Genomic DNA, 1,578 nt, shown 5'->3' with positions numbered 1-1,578 from the left:
GAGCAAGAGCGGATGTGTTTGACTACATCGAGCGACGCCACAACCCAAGGATGCGGCGAAGGGCGGCCAAGCAGGATCAGAAGGTTGCAGCTCTTTTACAACCGTCCGTGATATCGGGGTAGAACCCAATCGTGCCTTCACCGCAATGACGAGAACTAAAGGGTGGCTATGCATCACCGGAGTTGGAGCTTCCGCCCAACGCTTTGGCGCTGAGCTGCAAAAGGCAAAGGATAATTTCCCGTCGCTCAAGTTCGTACAGCCTAGTGAGCAAGACTTTGTGTTCATGAAGCGTGACCTAGTGATGGCTGATCCTTCAGCGGTGGATGACGAGATATCTTCGCTCGGCGAATCGCTTGACCCTGAAGAGTTCGAGAAGATCCTGCGTAAGAAGTTAAGAGAGGTGCAGAACGTTCGCCGCGCGCTTAAGCGCCGAGAATAGTATGTACAAGCACAGAATACAGACGCTCGCGCGCGAGGCTGGGTTTCCTGTCGTGGACTATGGGGATCCACATTTCAATTTGAGCCGCGAGGCCGTCGGCGAACTGCGAATTCGACCGTATCTGCAACGGTGGCAACTCTGTATCGAAAAGCGATGGTTTCATGTTCGAATGTCCGACCATTCCATCTTTCTGTTTCAGGAGGGATTGAAACCGTCATACTCATTTCTGCATTGTCCCCTTGACTTAATGCCGCTTTCTGAATACTTGGAAATGACCGGCATCGAAGACACGCCGAAGGAGCGCCGGCGGGCAGCGGCAGGGTATGCGAGCTTGGTCGAAACTGCATCCGTGCGGCAGTATGTAACACCTATCAGATTCGATTTCGATCCAGATGGGTATCGACCAGGGGTTCATCCAGTCGCACACGTGCATATCGGGCTCGAGAATAGCGTGAGGATCTCCTCCAATAAAATGAGTCCGGTTTCATTTGTGCTGTTTGTAATGCGTCATATGTACCCGGATTCTTGGGAGCGCCTTCTTGAGAGGCGATGCTGTTCCCAGTATGTTTCGATGATTCGTGATCAGACAACGCGAATAGAAACGGGGCACTGGACGGATCTTGACAGGCATGAGTTGTATTTGGCTTAGGGCAAAAGGGGGCGGTGGTAACTAAAGCGAGCGGCTCGTACAGGCCCGCGCGGCGATGTCTGATAGCAGGCCTGCATTGCTCCCGTCAGGCTGACGTCTTCTTCCTGGGCAGAAGTTCCCACCATGCCGCCTCCGCCACGTCTGGAACTGCACGGCGTTCCGATGCATGTGTCCAGCGAGGCGTGAACCGGTGCGCGATCTTCTTGGGCGATGAGGATCGGCATCACTACTGCCTGCTACGACGCGTTCAATTAGGGGGGGGGGGGTGGGGGCAGGTTCACTTATCAGTCGACGGTGTTCGGTATTGCGTGGCCGATGAGTGGGCCTGATGATACGCCCAGGGTTCCGTAGACACTCAAGACCCTCGTTGCGCGTAGCGCCGTTCAAACTCTACAGGGGACAGGTCGCCAGTTGAACCATGACGGCGTTGTGGGTTGTAGAACATCTCGATGTAGTCGAACACCTCGGCGCGTGCGGCGTCCTTGGTGGG

Annotated in this window: 3 protein-coding genes and 2 pseudogenes; 4 read left to right on the top strand and 1 reads right to left on the bottom strand. The window is 55.0% G+C overall.

The annotated features are described in order from the left end of the window. The 4 genes and pseudogenes from F7R02_RS25230 to F7R02_RS27645 all read left to right on the top strand — a co-directional run. Window positions 1-122: pseudogene (locus F7R02_RS25230) on the top strand (IS3 family transposase); the annotation flags it as partial. 23 nt (window positions 123-145) lie between these two features. Then, window positions 146-439 (top strand): hypothetical protein, encoded by a 294-nt coding sequence (locus tag F7R02_RS25225; RefSeq protein WP_078589892.1) that lies wholly within the window; start codon window positions 146-148, stop codon window positions 437-439. A gap of 1 nt (window position 440) precedes the next feature. Then, complete coding sequence (locus F7R02_RS27460; RefSeq protein WP_078589891.1) at window positions 441-1,088, top strand: DUF2290 domain-containing protein; 648 nt, start codon at window positions 441-443, stop codon at window positions 1,086-1,088. Between the two features lie 123 nt (window positions 1,089-1,211). Further along, window positions 1,212-1,336: pseudogene (locus F7R02_RS27645) on the top strand (transposase); the annotation flags it as partial. Window positions 1,337-1,443: 107 nt separating this feature from the next. Here the strand turns inward: F7R02_RS27645 and F7R02_RS25210 are convergent. Continuing rightward, on the bottom strand, window positions 1,444-1,578 hold a 135-nt coding region (locus tag F7R02_RS25210; protein WP_151210041.1), incomplete at its 5' end, for an IS3 family transposase.

It is taken from the genome of Xanthomonas cissicola, from assembly GCF_008801575.1.
Lineage (GTDB): Bacteria > Pseudomonadota > Gammaproteobacteria > Xanthomonadales > Xanthomonadaceae > Xanthomonas > Xanthomonas cissicola.
Note: the sequence above shows the minus strand (reverse complement) of the source record. Positions and strands in the feature narration are given on the sequence as shown.